This window comes from Herbaspirillum sp. Sphag64, from assembly GCF_014192645.1.
Taxonomy (GTDB): Bacteria; Pseudomonadota; Gammaproteobacteria; order Burkholderiales; family Burkholderiaceae_D; genus Herbaspirillum.
Genome location: NZ_JACHYE010000012.1, coordinates 61,485 through 83,880, shown reverse-complemented (window position 1 = coordinate 83,880; position 22,396 = coordinate 61,485). Strand labels below are relative to the sequence as shown.

Annotated in this window: 17 protein-coding genes; 16 read left to right on the top strand and 1 reads right to left on the bottom strand. The window is 54.1% G+C overall.

Annotated elements, in window-relative coordinates; translation table 11 throughout:
• Position 1: 1 nt before the first annotated feature.
• Positions 2-553 carry an NUDIX domain-containing protein gene (locus FHW66_RS16895; RefSeq protein WP_183380992.1) on the top strand — a complete coding sequence of 184 codons (552 nt, stop codon included), beginning with the start codon at positions 2-4 and terminating at the stop codon, positions 551-553.
• 95 nt (positions 554-648) lie between these two features.
• Positions 649-882, top strand: coding sequence for a sulfurtransferase TusA family protein (locus tag FHW66_RS16890; protein ID WP_183380991.1), 234 nt, complete (start codon positions 649-651; stop codon positions 880-882).
• A 107-nt stretch (positions 883-989) separates the two neighbouring features.
• Here FHW66_RS16890 and FHW66_RS16885 read toward each other — a convergent pair whose 3' ends face one another.
• The gene (locus FHW66_RS16885) at positions 990-2,600 is read right to left on the bottom strand and encodes an FMN-binding glutamate synthase family protein (protein WP_183380990.1); all 1,611 of its coding nucleotides are present in this window, start codon (positions 2,598-2,600) and stop codon (positions 990-992) included.
• A gap of 318 nt (positions 2,601-2,918) precedes the next feature.
• Here FHW66_RS16885 and FHW66_RS16880 point away from each other — a divergent pair, with 318 nt between their 5' ends.
• The 14 genes from FHW66_RS16880 to FHW66_RS16815 all read left to right on the top strand — a co-directional run bounded on the left by FHW66_RS16880 (position 2,919) and on the right by FHW66_RS16815 (position 22,336).
• On the top strand, positions 2,919-5,078 hold the full coding sequence (locus FHW66_RS16880) for a bifunctional diguanylate cyclase/phosphodiesterase (RefSeq protein WP_255459031.1): 2,160 nt from the start codon (positions 2,919-2,921) through the stop codon (positions 5,076-5,078).
• Positions 5,079-5,444: 366 nt separating this feature from the next.
• The gene (gene scpB, locus FHW66_RS16875) at positions 5,445-6,299 is read left to right on the top strand and encodes an SMC-Scp complex subunit ScpB (RefSeq protein ID WP_183380988.1); all 855 of its coding nucleotides are present in this window, start codon (positions 5,445-5,447) and stop codon (positions 6,297-6,299) included.
• Positions 6,286-8,229 carry a 23S rRNA pseudouridine(2605) synthase RluB gene (rluB, locus tag FHW66_RS16870; RefSeq protein WP_183380987.1) on the top strand — a complete coding sequence of 648 codons (1,944 nt, stop codon included), beginning with the start codon at positions 6,286-6,288 and terminating at the stop codon, positions 8,227-8,229. Before scpB ends, rluB begins: the two co-directional genes overlap by 14 nt.
• A 235-nt stretch (positions 8,230-8,464) precedes the next feature.
• The gene (gene rimP / locus FHW66_RS16865; protein WP_183380986.1) at positions 8,465-8,953 is read left to right on the top strand and encodes a ribosome maturation factor RimP; all 489 of its coding nucleotides are present in this window, start codon (positions 8,465-8,467) and stop codon (positions 8,951-8,953) included.
• On the top strand, positions 8,950-10,512 hold the full coding sequence (gene nusA, locus FHW66_RS16860) for a transcription termination factor NusA (protein ID WP_183380985.1): 1,563 nt from the start codon (positions 8,950-8,952) through the stop codon (positions 10,510-10,512). The genes rimP and nusA overlap by 4 nt, the downstream gene beginning before the upstream one ends.
• Positions 10,513-10,566: 54 nt before the next feature.
• Positions 10,567-13,470 carry a translation initiation factor IF-2 gene (gene infB, locus FHW66_RS16855; RefSeq protein ID WP_183380984.1) on the top strand — a complete coding sequence of 968 codons (2,904 nt, stop codon included), beginning with the start codon at positions 10,567-10,569 and terminating at the stop codon, positions 13,468-13,470.
• Between the two features lie 174 nt (positions 13,471-13,644).
• Entirely contained in the window at positions 13,645-14,034 is a 390-nt protein-coding gene (rbfA, locus tag FHW66_RS16850) for a 30S ribosome-binding factor RbfA (RefSeq protein ID WP_183380983.1), read from the top strand.
• Positions 14,035-14,120: 86 nt separating this feature from the next.
• Positions 14,121-15,098, top strand: a complete 978-nt coding sequence (gene truB / locus FHW66_RS16845) for a tRNA pseudouridine(55) synthase TruB (RefSeq protein WP_183380982.1) — start codon at positions 14,121-14,123, stop codon at positions 15,096-15,098.
• A 138-nt stretch (positions 15,099-15,236) separates the two neighbouring features.
• Entirely contained in the window at positions 15,237-17,072 is a 1,836-nt protein-coding gene (gene typA, locus FHW66_RS16840; RefSeq protein ID WP_183380981.1) for a translational GTPase TypA, read from the top strand.
• 507 nt (positions 17,073-17,579) lie between these two features.
• Positions 17,580-18,593 carry a tRNA dihydrouridine(20/20a) synthase DusA gene (gene dusA, locus FHW66_RS16835; protein ID WP_183380980.1) on the top strand — a complete coding sequence of 338 codons (1,014 nt, stop codon included), beginning with the start codon at positions 17,580-17,582 and terminating at the stop codon, positions 18,591-18,593.
• A gap of 91 nt (positions 18,594-18,684) precedes the next feature.
• Positions 18,685-19,815 (top strand): bifunctional 3,4-dihydroxy-2-butanone-4-phosphate synthase/GTP cyclohydrolase II, encoded by a 1,131-nt coding sequence (gene ribBA / locus FHW66_RS16830; protein ID WP_183380979.1) that lies wholly within the window; start codon positions 18,685-18,687, stop codon positions 19,813-19,815.
• A 136-nt stretch (positions 19,816-19,951) separates the two neighbouring features.
• Entirely contained in the window at positions 19,952-20,437 is a 486-nt protein-coding gene (gene ribH / locus FHW66_RS16825) for a 6,7-dimethyl-8-ribityllumazine synthase (RefSeq protein WP_183380978.1), read from the top strand.
• 109 nt (positions 20,438-20,546) lie between these two features.
• On the top strand, positions 20,547-21,014 hold the full coding sequence (gene nusB, locus FHW66_RS16820; RefSeq protein ID WP_183380977.1) for a transcription antitermination factor NusB: 468 nt from the start codon (positions 20,547-20,549) through the stop codon (positions 21,012-21,014).
• A 152-nt stretch (positions 21,015-21,166) separates the two neighbouring features.
• Complete coding sequence (locus FHW66_RS16815) at positions 21,167-22,336, top strand: pyridoxal phosphate-dependent aminotransferase (RefSeq protein ID WP_183380976.1); 1,170 nt, start codon at positions 21,167-21,169, stop codon at positions 22,334-22,336.
• Positions 22,337-22,396: the final 60 nt, after the last annotated feature.

Sequence of the window (22,396 nt, the reverse complement as noted above, 5' to 3'; positions counted from 1 at the left end):
CGTGAGCGAGTTCAAGTTCTGTCCTGTTTGTGCCGCCAATCTGGTGCTGCGGGCGGACGATGATGATGCGCGCAAGTTCCGGCTGGCTTGTCCTGATGGGCATTGGACCCATTGGGATAATCCCTTGCCGGTACTGGCAGCATTAGTAGAAATCGACGGCAAGATGCTGCTCGCCCGCAATGCCGCCTGGGCGGAAGGGCGGTTTGCGTTGATTACCGGCTTCATGGAGCGCGATGAGACACCTGAACAGGGTATTGCGCGTGAGATTCGTGAAGAAACCAATCTGGAAGCATCTGAAATCAACCTGATTGGCGTGTATGAATTCATGCGCAAGAATGAGCTGATTATCGCCTATCATGTAAAGGCAACGGGTAGCATTCGGCTGTCTCCAGAGTTGCTTGAATATCGTCTGGTGGAACCGCCCGATTTACGGCCTTGGCCGGCAGGAACAGGTTATGCGGTGGCAGACTGGATGAGGCGACAGAATTTGCCTGTCCAGTTTGTCGAGTTCGCCGGATCTTTCACTCCGTTAATTACTCCCGCACAACAGTAGTGCGCGAAATACAACAGAGTATGTTGCGACGCACCAACACGGTTCATGTTGGAGTAGAATTCTCTCGTGCTCACTAGGAAGCGTTGATCAGCGGTATGGTTATTGAATTTGACAGAGAATTGGATGCGCGTGGACTGAACTGTCCGCTGCCGATATTGAAAACCAAGAAGGCGTTGGCCGATATGGTAAGTGGGCAGGTGTTGCGTGTGACGGCAACGGATACTGGTTCGGTGCGTGATTTCCAGGCGTTCGCCAAACAGACCGGAAACGATTTGTTGTCGCAGTCGCAGGAAGATCATGAGTTCATTTTCTTCATGAGGCGCAAGTAGCGTCAGTTTTGCACATTTTTGGTGCGCTCGCGTGTGTCGTAAATATTAAAAAGCCCGCTGTCATCATCCGCGGGCTTTTTTTATTGCAGCAGGGGAATTGCGAATGTTCAGTGACTAGTGCCGTTGAGCTCGGGATGAAAGGAGTCTGCCCGTGCTACAGGCCAATATTTTTCGTAGACCGGATAGCGGTAATTTCCATTCAACAGGTCTCCGGGTTTGAGATAGTCCAGCATATCCGACAATAACTGCACCTGATGATCATTGATGCGGTGGACGATATGGAAAGGCCTCAATGCCGATGTGTGCGGCAAGCCGGCTGCCTGCACCAGTTCCTGCAGCGCATGAAGTGTGCTCTGATGGAATCGATACACGCGTTCTGCTTTGTCTGGGACCACAAGGGCACGAGCGCGGGTGGGATTCTGTGTTGCTACGCCAGTTGGGCAGCGATCAGTGTGGCAACTTTGGGATTGAATACAGCCAAGTGCGAACATGAAGCCACGCGCCGAATTGCACCAGTCGGCACCCAGTGCCAGCGTACGAGCAACATCAAATGCCGTAATGATTTTGCCGCTGGCACCGATTTTCACACGATCCCGGACACCGATGCCGGTCAGTGTGTTGTGCACCATGAGCAAGCCCTCCTGCAGTGGCATGCCAACATGATCCGTGAACTCCAGTGGCGCTGCACCGGTACCACCCTCGGCGCCATCAACTGTAATGAAGTCAGGGACGATGCCTGTTTCCAGAATGGCTTTGGCAATACCGAAGAACTCCCATGGGTGGCCTACACATAATTTGATGCCGGTTGGTTTTCCGCCTGAGAGATTGCGCAGGCGGTCAATGAATTCCAGCAATCCTATCGGTGTTGAAAACGAGGAATGTACTGCTGGTGAAATGCAATCGGTCCCCATAGAAATACCGCGTGTCGCGGCAATCTCAGGGGTGATTTTTGCGGCAGGCAGGACGCCGCCGTGGCCCGGTTTCGCGCCCTGGGAAAGTTTTACTTCAATCATTTTTACTTGCGGTGCTTTGGCTTGCGTCGCAAATTTTTCGGGATCAAAGCTGCCATCAGGATGGCGGCAGCCAAAATATCCAGAAGCAATTTGCCATACCAGGTCTCCTCCGAATTCGCGGTGGTAGGAAGAGATGGAGCCCTCGCCGGTATCGTGTGCGAAATTCCCCTTCCTGGCTCCCTGATTCAATGCGCGAATGGCGTTTGCGGACAACGCGCCAAAACTCATCGCAGATACATTGAAGACCGACATCGCATAAGGCTGCGCGCGGTCAGCGCCCACCGTGATGCGGAAGTCGTGATTGGCAAGTCGTGTAGGTGCCAGCGAATGTCCGATCCATTCATAGCCAGCTATTTTTACATCCAGTTCAGTACCAAAAGGGCGGCTATCCACATCGCCCTTTGCGCGTTGGTACACTACGCTGCGTTTTTTGCGAGTGAATGGTGCGCCATCATTCTCGCCCTCAAAGAAATATTGACGCAGCTCAGGCCGAATAGCTTCCAGCATGAAGCGGAAATGCCCGATCAAGGGATAATTGCGCAGTACGGCGTGCCGCCTCTGCAGGATGTCGCGAATGCCGAGAGTGGTCAGCAGCAGCGGGATCATGCCGCACCACCAGCTCATCTGACCGGCTGCGGCAAGCGTTGCCAGAACCAATGTCAACAATGCCATCATCCAGAAAACCAGGTATCGAGTAGCCCACATCACCGCATCCTCATTATCGTTAGTCAGGGTGTTGCGATTCTACTTCGGCATGTGCGTTGATGTTGAATAAAAAACAGCAGCTTTGTCTTTAGTATTTTGTATTTGTCATGGTTATCTGGAGTTGTCCGGGCAAGGAGCTTGCGCGGACAGAACGAAATGCACGGGGTGGCACCGTTATTGCTAATGATAGGCTTTCTCATCGTTCGACATAGTGCGGAATAGCAATGCCGCTGACGATGATTGCAACGCTATTTGCCATATTGATAATTCCACGTAGCAATATTCTTGTCATCGGTAATGAAAGCCCTCGCCTGTTCAATGTCATCGAACCACTCAGCTGTCATTTCTTCCATTGCCAGGCCGCCACGCCTGCTTGAAACATTGCTATCCAATCTTGATGGCATGGTCTATCGCGGCCGGCTTGATGATGATTGGACGATGGAGTTTGTCAGTGAAGGATGTTCTGCATTGACTGGTTATGAGCCGCAGGCGCTGTTATTCAATCGACGCATCTCCTACGCCCGCATCATCCATGCCGACGACCTTGCCAGGGTAAATGATGTCATCAGGAGTAGCGTTGCGGCCGGCCATCGTTTTGAGCTTGAATATCGGATACTGCGCGCGGATGGGCAGGTGCGTTGGGTCTGGGGGCGAGGGGTCGGGATTGCCGGTGCGGATGGTAAGCTTCAGTGGGTTGAGGCCTATGTGCAGGATGTGACCTCGCGTAAAGAGTCGGATCAGGCATTGCTGGAAGCGGAACGGCGCTATCGAAGCATTTTTGAAAATGCGATTGAAGGTGTGTTCCAGTCCACTGCCGATGGCCGCTATATTGCCGTCAATCCCGCACTGGCAAGAATTTATGGCTATGCGTCGCCACAGGAGTTGATCATTGGGCTGCGCGACATCGAGCATCAACTCTATGTCGATCCTGAGCGCCGTGCAGAATTCATGCGGACGATGGCGGAAGTCGGTAGTGTCTCGAATTTTGAGTCGCGTGTGTATCGACGTGATGGTCAGATTATCTGGATTTCTGAAAATGCTCGTACGGTACGCGACGACGCTGGGACGCTTTTATTTTACGAGGGAACCGTCGAGGCAATCACCGAGCGCAAGTTATATGAAGCCGAGATACGTCATCAAGCCAACCACGATGCGTTGACCGGTTTGCCCAATCGCAGCATGTTGCACAAGCATTTGCGACGTGCGCTGCAGAACCGCGAACAGGGCCGCTCTGGGGCCATGATGGCGGTGGCCTTTGTTGATCTTGATCAGTTCAAATTCATCAACGACAGTCTTGGTCATCTGGTCGGCGATGACTTATTGAAAACCATCGCCCGGCGTCTGGTCTCCTGTGTGCGTGACACTGACATGGTGGCCCGCCAAGGTGGTGATGAGTTCGTTCTGGTGTTGCAGAACCAGGCCGATGAAAGCCGTATTTCCGAGGTGCTGCAGCGCATTCTGGTCACGGTGGCACAGCCTTGGGCTAACGGGGATCGGGAATTTCATATTACCTGCAGCATTGGCGTCAGTCGCTGTCCGACAGATGGCGACGACGTGGAAACCTTGCTCAAGAATGCGGATGCGGCGATGTACCGCGCCAAGGAGCTAGGGCGTAACAATTTCCAGTTTTTTGCAGGCTGGATGGATGTGCAGGCGAGCAAGCGACTGGATTTGCTGGTGAGTTTGCGGCGTGCGGTCGAGCGCGAAGAGTTTTCTCTCTACTATCAGCCTAAGATCAGTATGGCCGATGGACGCCTGATTGGTGCTGAAGCGCTGATTCGCTGGAATACGCCATCCCAGGGAATGATTGCTCCGGATCGCTTTATTCCGCTGGCAGAGGAAACCGGACTCATTGCGCCTATTGGTGAGTGGGTTTTGCGTACCGCCTGTAGTCAAAACAAGGCCTGGCAGAAGGCCGGATTGCCGCCGATGTGCGTCGCCGTCAATTTGTCGCCGCGCCAGCTTGATCGTAATTTGCCCGAGCTGGTCAGTCAGGTCTTGAGTGAAAGTGGTCTGTCTCCTTCTTGGCTGGAGCTGGAAATTACTGAGAACGTGGTCATGAAGGATGCCGGCAAGACTGTCGCCACGCTCAATGCGCTGAAACGACTTGGCGTCCAGATATCGGTTGACGATTTTGGTACTGGGTATTCTAGTTTGAGCTACTTGCGACGCTTTCCCGTGGATGCTTTGAAGATTGACAAGTCATTTGTCCGAGATATTGCGCGTGACAATGATAGCGCTGCCATTGTCAAGGCAGTCATCTCACTTGGGCATATTCTTAATCTGCGCGTCATTGCGGAGGGGGTTGAGGATCAGGAGCAATATAATTATTTATTGCACAACGGTTGTGATCATGTACAAGGCTATTTACTGGGCAAGCCCGTCTCGGTAGAGGAGTTCACGCGTCGTCTTGCTCTGGAGGCGGGGGCGTCGGGCGATGCACGCAATCAAGTGCAGGCTTTGCGCGATCCGGTTTAAATTCTGTGTGAAGCGCGCAACGGAACGACAAACAAAGAAGGCTTTGTGCTACACTCTGCGCAGTACATTTTGCATTTTGCTTGTGGCGCTCCCGAAATGGCGAGGGCCACTCTCAAGGTCAAAAGTTGAAATGGTGCGCGAATCTGGGAACGCAAGATTCTTCCTTCGCAGCCAAGCCTTATTTTCCCGCTCATCTTCAACCTCCTACAAACGAGCGCCGGGAAGCTGCATCAACAGCATCAAAGCATTTTCAGATCAAGTGCCTGTTAGCACTGCTGGTGCTGTGTTGTAACTCAATCCGTGCAGCCGGCTTCGTAGTGGTTAAGCCTCTAAGCTTTTGTTAAACAAGTCGCACAAGAGTCGTACATGAATACTATTGAGGCCAAGAAAGTCCTCGAAACAGCATTGCTGTGTGCTCACGAGCCATTGTCAATCAACGATTTGAAAAAACTCTACGCTTCCGAAGAAGGTGCCGAAAGCGAGATCACCGCCGATGTCATTCGTCAGATGTTGGCGCAGTTGCGAGAAGACTGGGCTGACAAAGGGATTGAAGTGGTCAGCCTGTCGACTGGTTGGCGCTTTCAGAGTCGACCAGAAATGAAGGTCTATCTGGATCGGCTAAACCCGGAGAAGCCGCCCAAATACACGCGCGCCACACTGGAAACCTTGGCAATCATTGCTTACAGGCAACCTGTTACGCGCGGTGATATCGAGGAAATTCGCGGTGTCACAGTCAGTACGCAGACGGTCAAGTTACTGGAAGATCGTAGCTGGATTGAGGTTATTGGTCAACGTGATGTACCTGGGCGGCCAGCCTTGTTCGCCACTACCAAACGTTTTCTTGATGATCTTGGTTTGACATCGCTGGATCAATTGCCGCCGCTGCAGGCCGTGACCAAGGATGTCGCCAGTCCGGGTGCTCTGCTGGAGTTGCAGGCACTGGAGGCGGAAATGCAGGCAAGCCTGCTTGAAGAAGTTGCTCCATCTGATGTTGTTGCTGAGTCAGTATTGCTGGCCGAAAGTGTCAGCCAGGAAGTAGTTGATGAAAATATTGAGAACGACGTGGAAGAAGTTATCTCCAACGTCGCCAAAACGGAACCAGTGCAGGTCGAAACCCCTGCTTCTACGGAATTAATTCACACCAAGGACCTCGCCACCGGTCATGCAGATGACATCGCGTCTGGTCTGAACAACCAAGATTCAAACAATGAAACCATCTAGTTCCAATGACACGCAGTCTGGCGATCTCGCCGGCGTGGCTGACCAAGCCGATGTTGCTGCGGTGAAACCAGTTCGTAAGCGCACCAAAAAAGTGGCGACTGAAGCAACCTCGGCAGAGCCTGTTTCCGCCGAGCTTGAAGCTGCGCCGGTAAAGGTTGTTAAGCCAAGGGCGCCGCGTACCGTCAAGGCTAAGTCTGCCGCAGTGGACGTGGCGCCTTCGGTGTCTGTTGTTACTGCGACTGATGCGCCTGAGTTTGAAGCAGTTGCGACCTCGGAGGCGCCGGTTAAGCGCGCTCCGCGCACCCGCAAGGTCAAGTCCGAAGAATTGATTGCATCGGATCCGGCGCCGGTTGCAGCAATCGATATGCCCAAGGTAATTGTGACCATTGGTGAGGCAGTCACTGCCGCACCGGTATTGTTGGATGCGCCCAGTGATAACGCACAGCGCTCCAAGCCGGCGCGTCGTGGTGTGCGCGGACCGCGTGCATTGCGTAACAATCGTGCGGCGCAGCGCGCTGCCGAAGGCAGTGTGCCGTCGCATCAGGGTGCTGCTCCGGCTGAGCTCGATGGTGCGAGCGATGCCGCAGCACCGATTCCGGTAGCAGACCAGGCGGCGCGTCGCGATGGGCAGGATCGTCAGCGGCAGCAGAAGGGCAAGAAACAGTTTGCCAAGGGTGGCAAGCCAAAGGCGCCCCAATTAGGTTTGCGCGCACAGGATGCCGGTGATGACGTGTTTTCGTTCGTCACCTCGGAAGCCTATGACAAGGAAGATGGCGCACGCGGTGGTGCGCGTGGCCATCAAATGCGCGGTAAGAATGGTCGGCGTGACCTGACATCGGAAGATGATGCGCCCAAGTTGCACAAAATCTTGGCCGACTCTGGTCTGGGTTCGCGTCGTGACATGGAAGAGCTGATCGTTGCGGGTCGGGTCTCTGTCAATGGTGAACCTGCGCATATTGGGCAGCGTATTCTGCCGACCGATCAGGTGCGTATCAATGGAAAGTTGTTGCAGCGCAAGGTCAGCAAGAAGCCGCCGCGTGTGCTGGTCTACCACAAGCCAGCGGGTGAAATTGTGAGCCACAACGATCCAGAAGGACGCGCTTCTGTGTTTGATCGATTGCCCACAATGCGTGCTGCGAAATGGCTGGCTGTTGGGCGTCTCGATTTCAATACTGAAGGTCTGCTGTTGTTTACAACGTCGGGAGACCTGGCCAATCGTCTGATGCATCCGCGTTACAACATTGAGCGTGAATATGCTGTTCGTACCCTCGGGGAGCTCGAAGAAGGTATGCGGCAAAAGTTGTTGCATGGCGTTGAGCTCGATGATGGTATGGCGCAATTTTCCAAGATCGCCGATGGCGGTGGCGAGGGTGTCAACAAATGGTACCGCGTGACGATTGGTGAAGGTCGGAATCGCGAAGTGCGCCGGATGTTTGAGGCCATCGGATTGACTGTGTCGCGCCTGATTCGTACTCGTTATGGTGCATTCACCTTGCCACAGGGTCTCAAGCGTGGTCGCTGGGAAGAGATGGAGGAAAATGCCGTACGTGATTTGTTGACGGCCTGTGGCCTGGAAAAGCAGGCGACGCCAGACTCCTCCGGCAAAGGTAAGCCAGCTCCGCGCGGCAATGGTCAGCCGCGCAGCAATGCCAATGCTAATCCGATGCAGTCGAATGGACCGCGTCGCGATCAGTGGCAAGGTCAGGGGCGGGGTCAAGGTCAGGGGCAAGGACAGGGTTCACGTCAAGGTCAGGGGCAGGGTGGCGGTGGTCGTCAGCCGGGCAAGAGTCGTCAGCCTGATCCGTTGCAAACGGCACTGGGTTTCCCGGATGCTGGTCAGCGCCGCCAAAATCGCCCGCAGCGCAATGGGTTTGCTAACCCCGGACAAGGTGCCGGTTTTGGTGGGTTACCACGTCGTCGCCGTGGATAAGTAATTGATTGTTTTGGCATTTCTTTAATGAAATGTGGCAAAAATTATGGTATGCCCGGCAATCTTGAATTGCTGCGCATACCGTAATCAGTTATAATGCGCAAGTTATCGAAGTTGGTCACGGAAAATCGAGGCCACGCTTGTATTAAATAAACGATAAGAAAGATGGGCGGATGCCCATTTTTTTTTTGCTGAACAAAACGACGTGCTCGCGTCGAAAGTGCGGAGAATTTCCTTGCAATTGCTGGATCTGATTGAAACTACCTTGTCCGGGATGGAGTACGAACTGGTCGACTTCGAGAAAGCGGCGCGTGGTTTGGTGCGCGTGTTTATCGATTTCCCGTTTGAGCATGCTGACAAGGGCCCGATCACAGTCGAGGATTGCGAGAAGGTGACGCATCAGCTGTTGCATGTGTTCACGGTGGAAAACGTGGATTACGAGCGGCTCGAAGTGTCGTCGCCGGGCCTGGATCGTCCTCTGAAAAAGCTCACCGATTATGTGCGCTTTGCAGATCAGGAGGCGATTGTCAAGCTGCGTATGCCGATGCCAGGGGCGGCTAATCGTAAATCCTTCCAAGGTATTTTGCGGGCTCCCGAAGGCGAGATCTTGAAACTGGAATTTGAAGCAAACGATGGGTCGGCTGCAGTGTTGGATTTTACACTCGCCGATGTGGATAAGGCACGCCTGGTGCCGAAAGTGGATTTTAGGAGTCGCAAAGCATGAGTCGCGAAGTTTTATTGTTGGTCGATGCGCTGGCGCGCGAAAAAAATGTCGATAAGGAAGTCGTCTTCGGTGCTCTGGAGCATGCGCTCGCGCAGGCAACCAAGAAGCGCTATGAAGGTGAAGTCGATATTCGCGTATCTATCGATCGTGAAAGCGGCGAGTTTGAATCCTTCCGCCGCTGGCACGTCGTGCCCGACGAAGCGGGCTTGCAATTGCCTGATCAGGAAGTACTGCATTTCGAAGCCAAGGAGCAGATTCCAGATATCGCCGTCGATGAATACATCGAAGAGCCCATCGAATCGGTCGAGTTTGGTCGCCGTTTTGCGCAGGATACCAAGCAAGTTGTCTTGCAACGGATCCGTGATGCCGAGCGTGAGCAGATCCTGGCGGACTTCCTGGAGCGTGGCGATTCACTGGTAACCGGGACCATCAAGCGCATGGAGCGCGGTGATGCGATTGTTGAATCCGGCAAGATCGAAGCACGTTTGCCGCGCGATCAGACTATTCCTAAGGAAAATCTGCGGATTGGCGATCGTGTGCGTGCCTATATTCTGCGCATTGATCGCAACGCACGTGGTCCACAAGTAATTTTGTCGCGTACAGCGCCTGAGTTCATCATGAAGCTGTTCGAGCTGGAAGTGCCGGAAATTGAACAAGGCTCACTGGAAATCAAGTCGGCTGCACGTGATCCAGGTGTACGCGCAAAAATTGCAGTCTACACCAGCGACAAGCGTATTGACCCGATTGGTACCTGCGTCGGCATGCGTGGTTCACGCGTACAGGCAGTGACTGGAGAGTTGGGCGGCGAGCGCGTCGATATCGTGTTGTGGTCGGAAGATCCGGCGCAATTCGTGATCGGCGCACTGGCACCTGCCAACGTCACCTCCATCATGGTCGATGAAGAAAAGCACGCCATGGATGTGGTCGTTGATGAAGAAAACCTGGCGATCGCCATTGGTCGTGGCGGTCAGAACGTGCGTCTGGCCTCCGAGCTGACCAACTGGCAGATCAATATCATGACGGCCGAAGAGTCGGCCGACAAATCGGCGCAGGAAACTGCAGCGATTCGTCTGTTGTTCATGGAAAAGCTTGATGTCGATCAGGAAGTAGCTGACATTTTGGTCGAAGAAGGTTTCGCCAGCCTGGAAGAAATAGCCTACGTCCCGATCAATGAAATGCTCGAAATCGAGTCGTTTGACGAAGATACCGTCAACGAGTTGCGTAACCGTGCCCGTGATGCGCTGGTCACTGAAGCGATTGCTTCAGAAGAAGGCCTCGAGGGTATGGACGAAAGCCTGATCAATTTTGAAGGTATGGATCGCGTCATCGCCGGCAAGCTCGGTCTGGCCGGGATCAAGACAGTGCCAGCGTTTGCTGCACTGGCGTATGACGAGTTTGGTGCCATTCTGGCCTTGTCGGCTGATCGTGCGCGCCAACTGATTGAGAGTGAATTTGAAGATGTGACCGACGATGAAATGAAGCTCATCGATGCGAAATACGACGAGCGTGCCAAGGCATTGCAAGCCAAAGCATGGAGTCTCGCGGAAGCCAAGCAATGAGCTTGATTCCTGGACCCCACATCATCTGCCGAGCCACATAGAAAAGAGGACTGAATGGCAAGTAACAACGTAGCCCAATTTGCCACCGAGCTGAAAATGCCGGCGGACTTGCTACTGACCCAGCTGCGATCTGCCGGAGTGCAAAAAAGCTCCGAGTCCGATCCTTTGTCAAAAGAAGACAAGGACCGTCTGCTGGAGCATCTGCGTCGCGTACGTGGTGCAGCACCAGAAGGCGAAAAAAAGAAAATCACGCTGACACGCAAGGAAACAACCGAAATCAAGCAAGCTGATTCGTCGGGAAAATCCCGTACGATTCAGGTGGAAGTACGCAAGAAGCGTACTTTCATCAAGCGCGACGAAGCAGGTGCTGAAGAGTCATCGGGCAAATCCGATGCGCTTGCACCAGCTCCGATCGATGCTGCAGAAGTCGAGCGTCGTGCTGAAGAAGCGCGTAGTCAGGCCGAATTGATTGCGCGTCAGGAAGCTGAATTGCGCGAGAAGCAAGAGCGTCTGGCGCAGCTGGAAGCGGAAAAAATTGCTCAGGCCAAGGCTGCTGAGGAAGAGGCTCAACGCGCTGCTCAGGAAGCCAAAAAGGCTGCCGAGGAAGAGGCGCGTCAAACTGCTGCCAAGGCGCTTGAGAAAGAAAAAGCGCGTACTGGCACCGTCGAAGGTACTCCTGTCGTAGCACCGGTTGCAGCCCAGTCTGCCGAAGATGCTGCCGAGGAAGAAAAGAAACGTGCCGCAGCGGAAGAAGCCAAGAAAAAGGCGGCTTTGGTTGCTAAGGAAGCCAGCGATCGTGCTGCTGCCGCAGAGCGCGCACGTAAGGCGGTCGAAGATGAAGTGGCGCAGATCAAGGCCATGATGAACGCGCCGCGCCGCGTCATCAAGGCACCTGAGCCTGCACCTGCACCAGCGCCAGCGAAGACTTCTGAAGGTACTTTGCACAAGCCGGCAGACAAGAAGCCAGGCGAGAAAAAGGACGACAAGAAAGCGCCGGCAGCGGTCGACAAGAAGTCGATCAAGTCGGCCAATGTGTCCTCGACATGGCAGGATGATGCAGCCAAGAAGCGTGGCGGTGGCATGAAGACCCGTGGCAACACCAGTGCTGGTGGCCGTGATGGTTGGCGTGCAGGTCCCAAGGGACGTCGTAATTCGCACCACGATGATCACGAAAGTAATTTCCAGGCACCAACCGAAGCCATCATCAAGGATGTGCACGTGCCAGAAACGATTACCGTGGCAGAAATCGCGCACAAGATGTCGGTCAAGGCCTCAGAAGTCATCAAGCATTTGATGAAGCTGGGACAAATGGTCACCATCAATCAGGTGCTGGATCAGGAAACCGCCATGATCGTGGTGGAAGAAATGGGTCATCGCGCTCATGCCGCCAAACTGGATGATCCTGAAGCATTGCTGGAAGAGGGTGTCGAACACGCGGATGCAGAATTGTTGCCGCGCGCGCCGGTTGTTACCGTCATGGGTCACGTTGACCACGGTAAGACCTCGCTGCTGGACTACATTCGTCGTACCAAGGTGGCTTCCGGTGAAGCTGGCGGAATTACTCAGCACATTGGTGCTTACCACGTAGAAACGCCGCGTGGCATGATTACTTTCCTCGATACCCCTGGTCACGAAGCGTTTACTGCAATGCGTGCCCGTGGTGCCAAGGCAACTGACATCGTGATTCTGGTCGTTGCAGCGGACGACGGCGTGATGCCGCAAACCAAGGAGGCGATCGCCCACGCCAAGGCTGGTGGCGTACCGCTGGTGGTGGCAATCAACAAGATTGACAAGCAGGGCGCCAATCTGGATCGCGTGAAGCAGGAACTCGTCGCTGAAGGTGTTGTTCCAGAAGAGTACGGTGGCGAATCGCCATTTATCCCAGTCTCGGCAAAGACTGGTGAGGGTGTTGATACCTTGCTGGAAAATGTTCTGCTGCAAGCGGAAGTGCTGGAACTGACCGCAGCGATTGATGTGCCTGCCAAGGGCCTGGTAATCGAAGCCAAGCTCGACAAGGGCCGTGGTCCGGTGGCGACAATTCTGGTGCAGTCCGGTACGCTCAAGCGTGGAGATGTGGTGCTGGCTGGTTCGGCTTATGGTCGTGTGCGTGCGATGCTCGACGAGAGCGGCAAGAGTATCACTGAAGCTGGTCCATCGATTCCTGTTGAAATTCAGGGTCTCACCGAAGTACCGAGTGCAGGCGAAGAAGTACTGGTCATGAGTGACGAGCGCAAGGCGCGTGAAATTGGTCTGTTCCGTCAAGGCAAGTTCCGTGACGTCAAGCTGGCCAAGCAACAGGCTGCCAAGCTGGAAAACATGTTCGAGCAGATGGCCGAAGGCGAAGTCAAAAACTTGCCAATGATCATCAAGACCGACGTGCAAGGTTCGCAGGAAGCACTGGTGCAATCGTTGCAGAAGCTGTCGAACTCCGAAGTGCGTGTGCAGGTTGTGCACGCGGCGGTGGGTGGTATCAGCGAAAACGACGTCAACCTGGCAGTGGCATCGAAGGCGGTCATCATCGGCTTCAACACCCGCGCAGACGCGTCTGCACGCAAGCTGGCTGAATCCAGTGGTGTTGATATCCGTTACTACAACATCATTTATGATGCGGTAGACGAGGTGAAGGCCGCGATGTCCGGCATGCTGGCGCCAGAGAAACGCGAACAGGCCCTGGGTCTGGTTGAGATTCGTCAGGTATTCCACGTCAGTAAGGTTGGTTCGATCGCTGGTTGCTACGTGCTCGAAGGCCTGGTCAAGCGTGGTTCGTCGGTACGTTTGCTGCGCAACAACGTTGTGTTGTGGACAGGCGAACTGGATTCGCTCAAGCGCTTCAAGGATGACGTCAAGGAAGTCAAGTCTGGCTTCGAATGCGGTCTGTCGTTGAAGAACTACAACGATATCCAGGAAGGCGACCAACTTGAGATCTTCGAAGTTCAGGAAATCGCGCGTACACTGTAATCGCATCTGACAGCCTGGACCAAGCGGTCCGGGCTTGTCGAAGACAAAAAGGGCGGGCGTCTGCGGCAAACCTCGCAGGCATCCGCCCGGTTTCATTTCAGTTTTGATTAAAAAAATGTAGTTCAATGCCGTTTGTGTTCAGGTTTGACGGAACGGCGAGGTAAGTTTCCCAGCATGGCAAAACATAGCAAATCCATTCCCGGGCGCGGCTTGCGCGTCGCCGATCAGATCCAGCGTGATTTATCGGAATTGATCGCGTTCGAGTTGAAAGATCCGCGCGTGGGGATGATCACGATCACCGAAGTGCAAGTGACACCTGACTATGCACATGCAAAAGTCTTTTTTACGACCTTGAAGGATGACAAGCAGGCCATTGCCGATACGCTGGTTGGCTTGTCGAAGGCATCCGGGTTCCTGCGAGGTCAGCTGGGACGCCGCCTGACCATTCATACCTTGCCAGATCTGCATTTTGTGCACGACAACTCGACGGTTCGCGGTATCGAGATGTCACGCCTGATCGACGAGGCCAATGCAACCCGCGCCAAGGATGCGGACGAAGACTGAGTTTCTCAGTTTGTAGCGTTCGTCGTGTGCCTTGCCTGAGTGTGTGCACGGCCACCTCAATTCAGTACTATCCGGACCCACATTCCATGGCGCCATCTGCCTCTTCAATCTCTTCTGACGTGTCTGCTGCGACTGTGCGGCCGGTCCGTGTTCCGCGCGTGTCTGTGCATGGCGTGCTGCTGCTGGACAAGCCGGTCGGCTGGACCAGCAACGATGCGTTGATCAAGGCTAAGCGTTTGCTCAACGCCCAGAAGGCGGGACACACTGGCACGCTCGATCCTTTTGCTACCGGCCTGTTGCCGTTGTGCTTTGGTGAGGCGACCAAGTTTTCCCAGGATTTGCTGGAAGCAGACAAAACCTATGAGGCGGTGGTCCATCTCGGTATCGTGACTAATACTGGCGACACCGAAGGCGAGGTGCTCGATACACGTGAAGTGAGCGTGTCGTTGGCTCAGATTGAGCAGGTGCTACAAGGTTTTCGCGGTGAAATTTCGCAGGTTCCACCGATGCACTCGGCGCTCAAGCGTGATGGTAAGCCGCTCTACGAATACGCACGTGCAGGTATTACGCTCGAACGCGAAGCGCGCCGGGTGACGATTCATCGTCTGGAATTGATCGACTACCAGGCACCCTTGCTGCGTATTCGCGTGCTCTGCAGCAAAGGCACCTATATTCGCGTGCTGGGTGAAGATATTGGAGCCGCCCTCGGTTGTGGCGCCCATTTGCAGCAGTTGCGCCGCACCAGCGTTGGCCCTCTGGAACTCAATGGCAGTGTCACACTGGAGCAGTTTATTGCATTAGAGGATGCACAGCGGTCGCAGGCTTTATTGCCGGTTGATGGCCTGCTGATGAGTTTTCCGGCGGTGCTGCTCAGCGATGCATTGACCGAGCGTTTCCTGCATGGGCAGCGACTGGCATTGAGTAAAGAAGGCGTCGCGCTGCCACAGCAGATCGGGCGCGCGCGGGTATATCAGGAAAGTAACGGACGCCTACTTGGCACAGGATTACTACAGGAATTCGGCATACTGGCGCCGGAACGGCTGATTTCGACATTGTCGAACTAGCGTGTTTGTTGCGAGACCAGCCAGCGTGCAGGAAACGGTCAGCAACTCGTTGAAATTAATAGGCTTTTTTAAATTCGTGCGTCGCAACATGTTATAATGCGCGCCTTCCAGGATTCGGCAGACCAACTCAAATCAATCATGTCAAACAATAAACGCGCTATTCGTAACATCGCCATCATTGCCCACGTTGACCACGGGAAAACTACGCTGGTCGACCAATTGCTCCGTCAGTCCGGTACCTTCCGCGACAACCAACAGGTTGATGCGCGGGTGATGGACTCCAACGATATCGAAAAAGAGCGTGGCATTACCATTCTGTCGAAGAACTGTGCTGTGGAATACAAGGGTACCCACATCAATATCGTCGATACCCCAGGCCACGCCGACTTCGGTGGTGAGGTTGAGCGCGTGCTGTCGATGGTTGACAGCGTGCTGTTACTGGTTGATGCGCAAGAAGGTCCGATGCCGCAGACCCGTTTCGTCACCCGTAAGGCACTGGCCCTGGGTTTGAAGCCAATCGTCGTGGTCAACAAGATCGACCGTGAAAATGCCGATCCGCAAAAGGCCGTCAACGCTACTTTTGAGCTGTTCGACAAGCTCGGTGCAACTGACGAGCAACTTGATTTCCCGATCGTCTACGCGTCCGGTTTCAAGGGTTATGCCGGCCTGGAAGACAGCGTTCGTTCGGGCAACATGGAGCCACTGTTCGACGCCATCCTGGAACACGTTCCAGCGCGCGAAGATGATCCAGATGGTCCATTGCAACTGCAAATCACGTCGCTGGAATACTCTTCCTACGTCGGCAAGATCGGCGTTGGCCGTATCCTGCGTGGTCGCGTCAAGGCATTGCAAGATGTGGTCTGGATGAACGGTCCTGAAGACAAGCCAACCAAGGCTCGTATTAACCAGGTTCTGACTTTCCGCGGTCTGGATCGTGTTCAGGTTGATGAAGCGCTGGCTGGTGACATCGTGCTGATCAACGGTATCGAAGAAATCAGCATCGGTTCCACCATCTGTGCGCCGGATGCGCCAGAAGGCTTGCCGATGCTCAAGATCGACGAACCAACCCTGACCATGAATTTCATGGTCAACAGCTCACCACTGGCTGGCCGCGAAGGCAAATTCGTGACCACCCGTCAGATTCGTGACCGTCTGGATCGCGAACTGAAGTCCAACATGGCGCTGCGCGTGGTGCAGGCAGAAAATGACGACTCGACCTACGAAGTGTCGGGTCGCGGCGAATTGCATCTGACCATTCTGATCGAAAACATGCGTCGTGAAGGCTACGAGCTGGCTGTTTCGCGTCCGCGCGTGGTGTTCAAGATGGTGGATGGTGTCCGTCATGAGCCATACGAAAATCTGACCGTGGATGTGGAAGAAACCAGCCAGGGTGGTGTGATGGAAGAGCTGGGTCGTCGTCGCGGCGATCTGCAAAACATGGAACCGGACGGCAAGGGGCGTGTGCGTCTGGAATATCGTATTCCTGCGCGTGGCCTGATCGGCTTCCAGGGTGAATTCATGACGCTGACACGTGGTACCGGCCTGATGAGCCACGTGTTTGACGAATACGCGCCGGTCGACAACAGTAAGGGTGAACTGGGTGGTCGTCGCAATGGCGTGCTGATTTCGCAAGATGACGGCGCTGCCGTTGCCTATGCGATCTGGAAACTGCAAGATCGCGGCCGTATGTTCGTCAGCCACAATGACCCTGTCTATGAAGGCATGATCATCGGTATTCACTCGCGTGACAACGATCTGGTCGTCAACCCGATCAAGGGCAAGCAATTGACCAACGTGCGTTCATCGGGTACCGATGAAGCGGTTCGCCTGGTGCCACCGATCGAAATGTCGCTGGAGTATGCCGTTGAATTCATTGATGACGACGAACTGGTGGAAGTGACACCGAAGAGCATTCGTTTGCGTAAGCGTTTCCTGAAGGAACATGAGCGCAAGAAGGCATCGCGCGAAGGCTGAGGACGGGAGGTGCTGATATCTGTGTTGTGAATATCTGATATCAGCAAAATAAAGCAGACGCTTATGGTGCGCTGCGATATAGTTACTCCTGTCTCCTCCAATTTCCTCCTAAAGAATTGGATTTAAGCCCGCAACCTTCTGGTGAGCGGGCTTTTTTTTGTTCATTCGTTTCAAGTTCGCTATCGCTGCACAGGCCGCCACAGCGGCTTAGCTCCTGGGCTCTTAAACTGAAACACCTGCTGTTTTCTTGAATCTCGCTGCGCGTTTGCAGAAAGCACCCATATTGTGCACTGCGAAATGACTATTGCTGGTTTGTGGTGCAAAATCAACTCCGTAGTATAAAAATCCTATCTCACAGAGGATAGAGGAGACACCAACCCGCAGCGTGAAAACGTTGCGGGTTTTCTATTTGGGCGCCGTCTGCGCGTACGCTTGTTTCAGTCAGTGCTGGTTTGTCGACACTGGCAATGATCTTACCCAATGCAGTGCTGCTTCTTTTGAAAAATTATGTCGTACGGACCGAGAACAATTAGCGTGGCCCCCATGATGGACTGGACAGACCGTCATTGTCGGCTGTTCCATCGCCAGATTACTCGTCATTCCTGGCTGTATACCGAAATGGTGACGACCGGTGCCCTGTTGTATGGCGATGTTGCGCGCCATCTGGATTTCAATCAGGAAGAGCATCCTGTTGCCTTGCAATTGGGTGGAAGTGAGCCGGAAGAGTTAGCGAAAAGCGCCAAACTGGGCCAGCAGTGGGGCTATGACGAGATCAATCTGAACTGTGGTTGTCCGTCTGAAAGGGTGCAAAAGGGGGCGTTTGGTGCCTGTCTGATGGCGGAGCCAGGTTTGGTGGCGGATTGTGTCAAAGCCATGCGCGATGCGGTCTCCATTGATGTCACCGTCAAACATCGGATCGGGATCGATGATGTCGACTCTTACGACTTCGTGCGTGACTTCGTTGGCATTATTGCAGAGGCCGGATGCGAGACCTTTATCGTGCATGCACGCAATGCCGTTCTCAAAGGCCTGAGTCCCAAGGAAAATCGCGAAATTCCGCCTCTCAAGTATGACTACGCTTATCGTCTCAAGCGTGATTTTCCACAGATGGAAATCCTGATTAACGGCGGCATTAAAACAGCGGCGGAGATCGACCGGCATTTACAGCATGTGGACGGCGTCATGCTCGGTCGAGAGGCCTACCATAACCCCTTCCTCATGGCGGATTTTGATGTGCGCTATTATGGTGCGCTCTCAGATGGACTGCGCCCGACACGCGAAGACGTGATTGATGCCATGGTCTCCTATGCGTGCACTCAACTGGCCTTGCATGGCAATGATGGCAAGGGATTGCGTCTCAATAGCATTACTCGTCACATGTTGGGGCTGATGGCCGGGTTGCCTGGTGCGCGGGCTTTCCGTCAGACGCTGTCGGATTCCAAACGACTGGCGTTGGGTGATCCAGAATTGTTGCGTGAAGCATTGTTGCGCATGCAACACATTGCGGCTGTGCAGGATTGAAGCGGCAGCGTTTGCGACGTCCGAGAGCCAACAAGCCATCAATAATAGTGCGCAAATCCTTTAAAATACGGGCCTGAACAAGGAACTCGCTATGTCTATCGCAACAACAGAAGAAATCGTCGCCGAACTGCGGGCTGGCCGCATGGTGATCCTAGTCGACGAAGAAGATCGGGAAAATGAAGGTGATCTGGTACTGGCTACCGATTTTGTCACGCCAGAGGCCATTAACTTCATGGTCAAGCATGCCCGTGGCCTGGTCTGTCTGACCTTGACCGAAGAGCACTGTGACCAGCTTGACTTGCCGATGATGTCGAGTCGCAATGGTACCCAATTTGGTACCAACTTCACGGTTTCGATCGAAGCCGCTGAAGGTGTTACCACAGGCATTTCGGCGGCCGATCGTGCACGCACCATTCAGGTCGCTGCTGCACCTGGCGCCAGTGCTGCCGACATTGTTCAGCCTGGACATATCTTCCCGCTGCGTGCGCGTAAGGGTGGTGTGCTCATGCGTGCCGGACATACCGAGGCAGGTTGTGATCTGACACAAATGGCGGGGCTGACACCCGCTGCCGTCATTTGCGAGATCCTCAAGGATGATGGCACCATGGCACGTCTGCCAGATTTGCTCGAGTTTGCCGCCGAGCACAAGCTCAAGATCGGTACTATTGCCGATCTCATCCACTATCGCAATCAGCATGAAAGCATCATCGAACGCGTAGCCGAGCGTGAAATGCAGACCGTACACGGTGTTTTCAAGGCCATCGCCTACCGCGACAAGCCAAGCGGTGGCGCCCATCTGGCGCTGGTACATGGCGAGATCAAGCCAGGGGAAGAAACTCTGGTGCGAGTGCATCAGCCGGTCTCGATCATGGACTTGCTGGAATCCCAGGCGACTACCCACTCGTGGAATATTGCTGCGGCAATGGCCGCCATCAAGGCCGCACCCAGCGGCGTGCTGGTGCTGCTCAACTGTGAAGAATCGTCAGAGCAGCTGTTTGCTCAATTTGCCGCGCTAGATAGCGCGCCGACGCCCAAGCCAAGTCGCGCTGAACGGTTGGATCTGCGCACCTATGGTATTGGCTCGCAGATTCTGAAGGATTTGCGCGTCTGCAAGATGCAGTTGTTGGCAAGTCCCCGCAAGATGCCATCGATGGCGGGCTTCAATCTTGAGGTTACCGGATATCGCGCCAAGCCAGATGCATTAATGCCGACGCAGGGATAGCCGCGTATTTTGCGGCACTACAGCGATACATAAAGCTGAATTAGCTGAAAACAGCTCAATAATGCGCGTGCGCTGCTGCACGCGTTACACTGAATTACTCTCATTAAAAGCGCAGGTTTGCGTATAAGGAAAAGCCATGACAATAGGAACATATGAATCGGATTTCACTGGCGAAGGCTTGCGCATCGGTATCGTACAGGCCCGGTTCAATGAGGATGTCTGCCACGGCTTGCTGGCAGCCTGTCTGGCAGAGCTCAAGCATCTTGGTGTACACGATGAAGATATCCTTCATGTGAGCGTGCCGGGCGCGCTGGAGATTCCTCTGGCGTTGCAAAAGATGGCGGAGACCGATCAATTTGACGCCTTGATTGCGCTCGGTGCCGTCATTCGGGGTGAAACCTACCATTTCGAGCTGGTATCCAATGAATCCGGCGCAGGAATTACCCGCGTTGGTCTGGACACCGGTATTCCGATTGCCAATGCCGTTCTCACCACGGAAAACGATGAGCAGGCTGAAGTGCGCATGGCCATCAAGGGTGCTGATGCAGCCCGCGTTGCAGTCGAAATGGCAAATCTGGCACTGGCACTGGAAGAGCTGGGCCAGGCTGCCGAAGACGAATAAGGCTTTTTTGTCCGCTTGCCGTCCTGCCATTGATTGTCTGATTCATTGGTAGGTATGATGGTGCAGGCGGCTTTTCATTTTGTACCGAACCGGTATCTTGTAACTGATCATGACCAATAAAAATCAACACGCCAATCCCAGCAAAAACCGTACTCCGCGCCACCGTGCCCGCGAGTTTGCGTTGCAGGGCCTTTATCAATGGCTGCTCAACAACGAAGATGCCGGTGCGATTGAGGCGCATATCCGGGAAGCACATGGTTTCGATAAAGCCGATGCAGAACATTTTGATGCGCTGTTGTACGGGGCTATCAAGCAGTCTGCTGATTTGCGCAGCGGCCTGGCACCATTGATTGATCGCCCGATTACCGAGCTGTCGCCGGTGGAGCACGCTGCATTATTGATCGGTGCCTTCGAATTGCAGAACCACATTGAAATCCCTTACAAAGTGGTGATCAACGAGGCGGTAGAACTGACCAAGTCGTTCGGCGGTATCGACGGCCACAAGTATGTCAATGGCGTGTTAGACCGCTTTGCTGCCAAAGTACGCGATACTGAGGTAGGCGCCGCACGTCGTTAATTGCAGAGCACCATCTGGCGCACTGGCTGCGCTGTCCGGCACGTAGCTGCTGGCTTGTGCGGGGTGCTGATTGCTTGCGTACCTGTGTAGATTGTTGCCCGGTGCGCTAGATTTTCTTCAACTCCTCTTTCAATCCTTCCTGGGCCCTTCCGATGCATTTGAATGCACTTGCCTCACGTTTGCAAAATATTGCTCCATTTCATGTCATGGAGTTGTCGAAGATGGCAGCGGCGCTGGAGCAGCAGGGGCGCCATATCATCCACATGGGAATTGGTGAGCCAGATTTCACTGCGGTGCCGGCGGTTGTTGCCGCGGCGACAGAAGCGATGTCTGCAGGCAAGATGCAATATACCTCGGCGACCGGTTTGCCGGAGCTCAGAGGGGCGATTTCAGCGCATTATCAGCGGGTATACGGGCTCAATATCTCCCCATCGCGCATTGTGGTCACAGCGGGCGCCTCAGCGGCCCTGTTGCTGGCATGTGCCGCGCTGGTAGAGCCTGGTTCAGAAATATTGATGCCAGACCCCTCATATCCCTGCAATCGGCATTTTGTTGCCGCCTTTGAGGGCCGTGCGCGTCTGATCGAAAGCGGACCCGAGGATCGCTTCCAGTTATCGCCGGAGATGGTGGAACAATATTGGTCAGAAGCAACCCGAGGTGTGTTGCTTGCCTCGCCCTCGAATCCAACAGGGACCTCGATTCTGCCAGCACAATTGCAGAAAATTGTGGAACTTGTTCGGAGCAAGCAGGGCTTCACTATCGTTGATGAAATTTATCAGGGCTTGTCCTATGAGGGTGCGCCATTCTCGGCGTTGTCATTGGGCGAGGATCTCATAGTCATCAACAGCTTTTCCAAGTATTTCAATATGACAGGCTGGCGTCTTGGATGGCTGGTGCTGCCAGAAGTATTGGTGCCGCAGGTCGAAAAGCTGGCGCAAAATCTGTTGATCTGTGCCTCTTCGATTGCACAGCACGCTGCCTTAGCCTGTTTTCATCCCGATTCGATTGCTCTTTACGAGCAGCGCAAGGCAGAATTCAAGCGACGCCGTGATTACATCGTGCCGCAGTTGCAGCGTCTCGGCTTCAAAGTTCCGGTTGTGCCGGATGGTGCTTTCTATGTGTACGCCGATTGTAGTGACATCAGTGACGATGCGGATGAATTGACGATTGATATGCTCAACAAGGTTGGTGTTGTGCTAGTGCCAGGTCTGGATTTTGGGCCTTCCACTGCGCGCCGCTATATCCGCCTTTCCTATGCCACTTCGATGGAAAATCTACAAGAAGCGGTAGCCCGTATCGAGCGCTATCTCGCGCAGCGATGAGTGGCGTCGGTGTCTGTTAGAGATATATGATGCCAAAAAGGAGCCAGTTGGCTCCTTTTT

Bases quoted from the DNA above. Each gene is read 5' to 3' on its own strand.
- FHW66_RS16890 (WP_183380991.1), top strand. From the start codon at position 649: ATGGTTATTGAATTTGACAGAGAATTGGATGCGCGTGGACTGAACTGT.
- FHW66_RS16885 (WP_183380990.1), bottom strand. From the start codon at position 2,600: ATGTGGGCTACTCGATACCTGGTTTTCTGGATGATGGCATTGTTGACA.
- FHW66_RS16880 (WP_255459031.1), top strand. From the start codon at position 2,919: ATGTCATCGAACCACTCAGCTGTCATTTCTTCCATTGCCAGGCCGCCA.
- scpB (WP_183380988.1), top strand. From the start codon at position 5,445: ATGAATACTATTGAGGCCAAGAAAGTCCTCGAAACAGCATTGCTGTGT.
- rluB (WP_183380987.1), top strand. From the start codon at position 6,286: ATGAAACCATCTAGTTCCAATGACACGCAGTCTGGCGATCTCGCCGGC.
- nusA (WP_183380985.1), top strand. From the start codon at position 8,950: ATGAGTCGCGAAGTTTTATTGTTGGTCGATGCGCTGGCGCGCGAAAAA.
- infB (WP_183380984.1), top strand. From the start codon at position 10,567: ATGGCAAGTAACAACGTAGCCCAATTTGCCACCGAGCTGAAAATGCCG.
- rbfA (WP_183380983.1), top strand. From the start codon at position 13,645: ATGGCAAAACATAGCAAATCCATTCCCGGGCGCGGCTTGCGCGTCGCC.
- truB (WP_183380982.1), top strand. From the start codon at position 14,121: ATGGCGCCATCTGCCTCTTCAATCTCTTCTGACGTGTCTGCTGCGACT.
- typA (WP_183380981.1), top strand. From the start codon at position 15,237: ATGTCAAACAATAAACGCGCTATTCGTAACATCGCCATCATTGCCCAC.
- dusA (WP_183380980.1), top strand. From the start codon at position 17,580: ATGTCGTACGGACCGAGAACAATTAGCGTGGCCCCCATGATGGACTGG.
- ribBA (WP_183380979.1), top strand. From the start codon at position 18,685: ATGTCTATCGCAACAACAGAAGAAATCGTCGCCGAACTGCGGGCTGGC.
- ribH (WP_183380978.1), top strand. From the start codon at position 19,952: ATGACAATAGGAACATATGAATCGGATTTCACTGGCGAAGGCTTGCGC.
- nusB (WP_183380977.1), top strand. From the start codon at position 20,547: ATGACCAATAAAAATCAACACGCCAATCCCAGCAAAAACCGTACTCCG.
- FHW66_RS16815 (WP_183380976.1), top strand. From the start codon at position 21,167: ATGCATTTGAATGCACTTGCCTCACGTTTGCAAAATATTGCTCCATTT.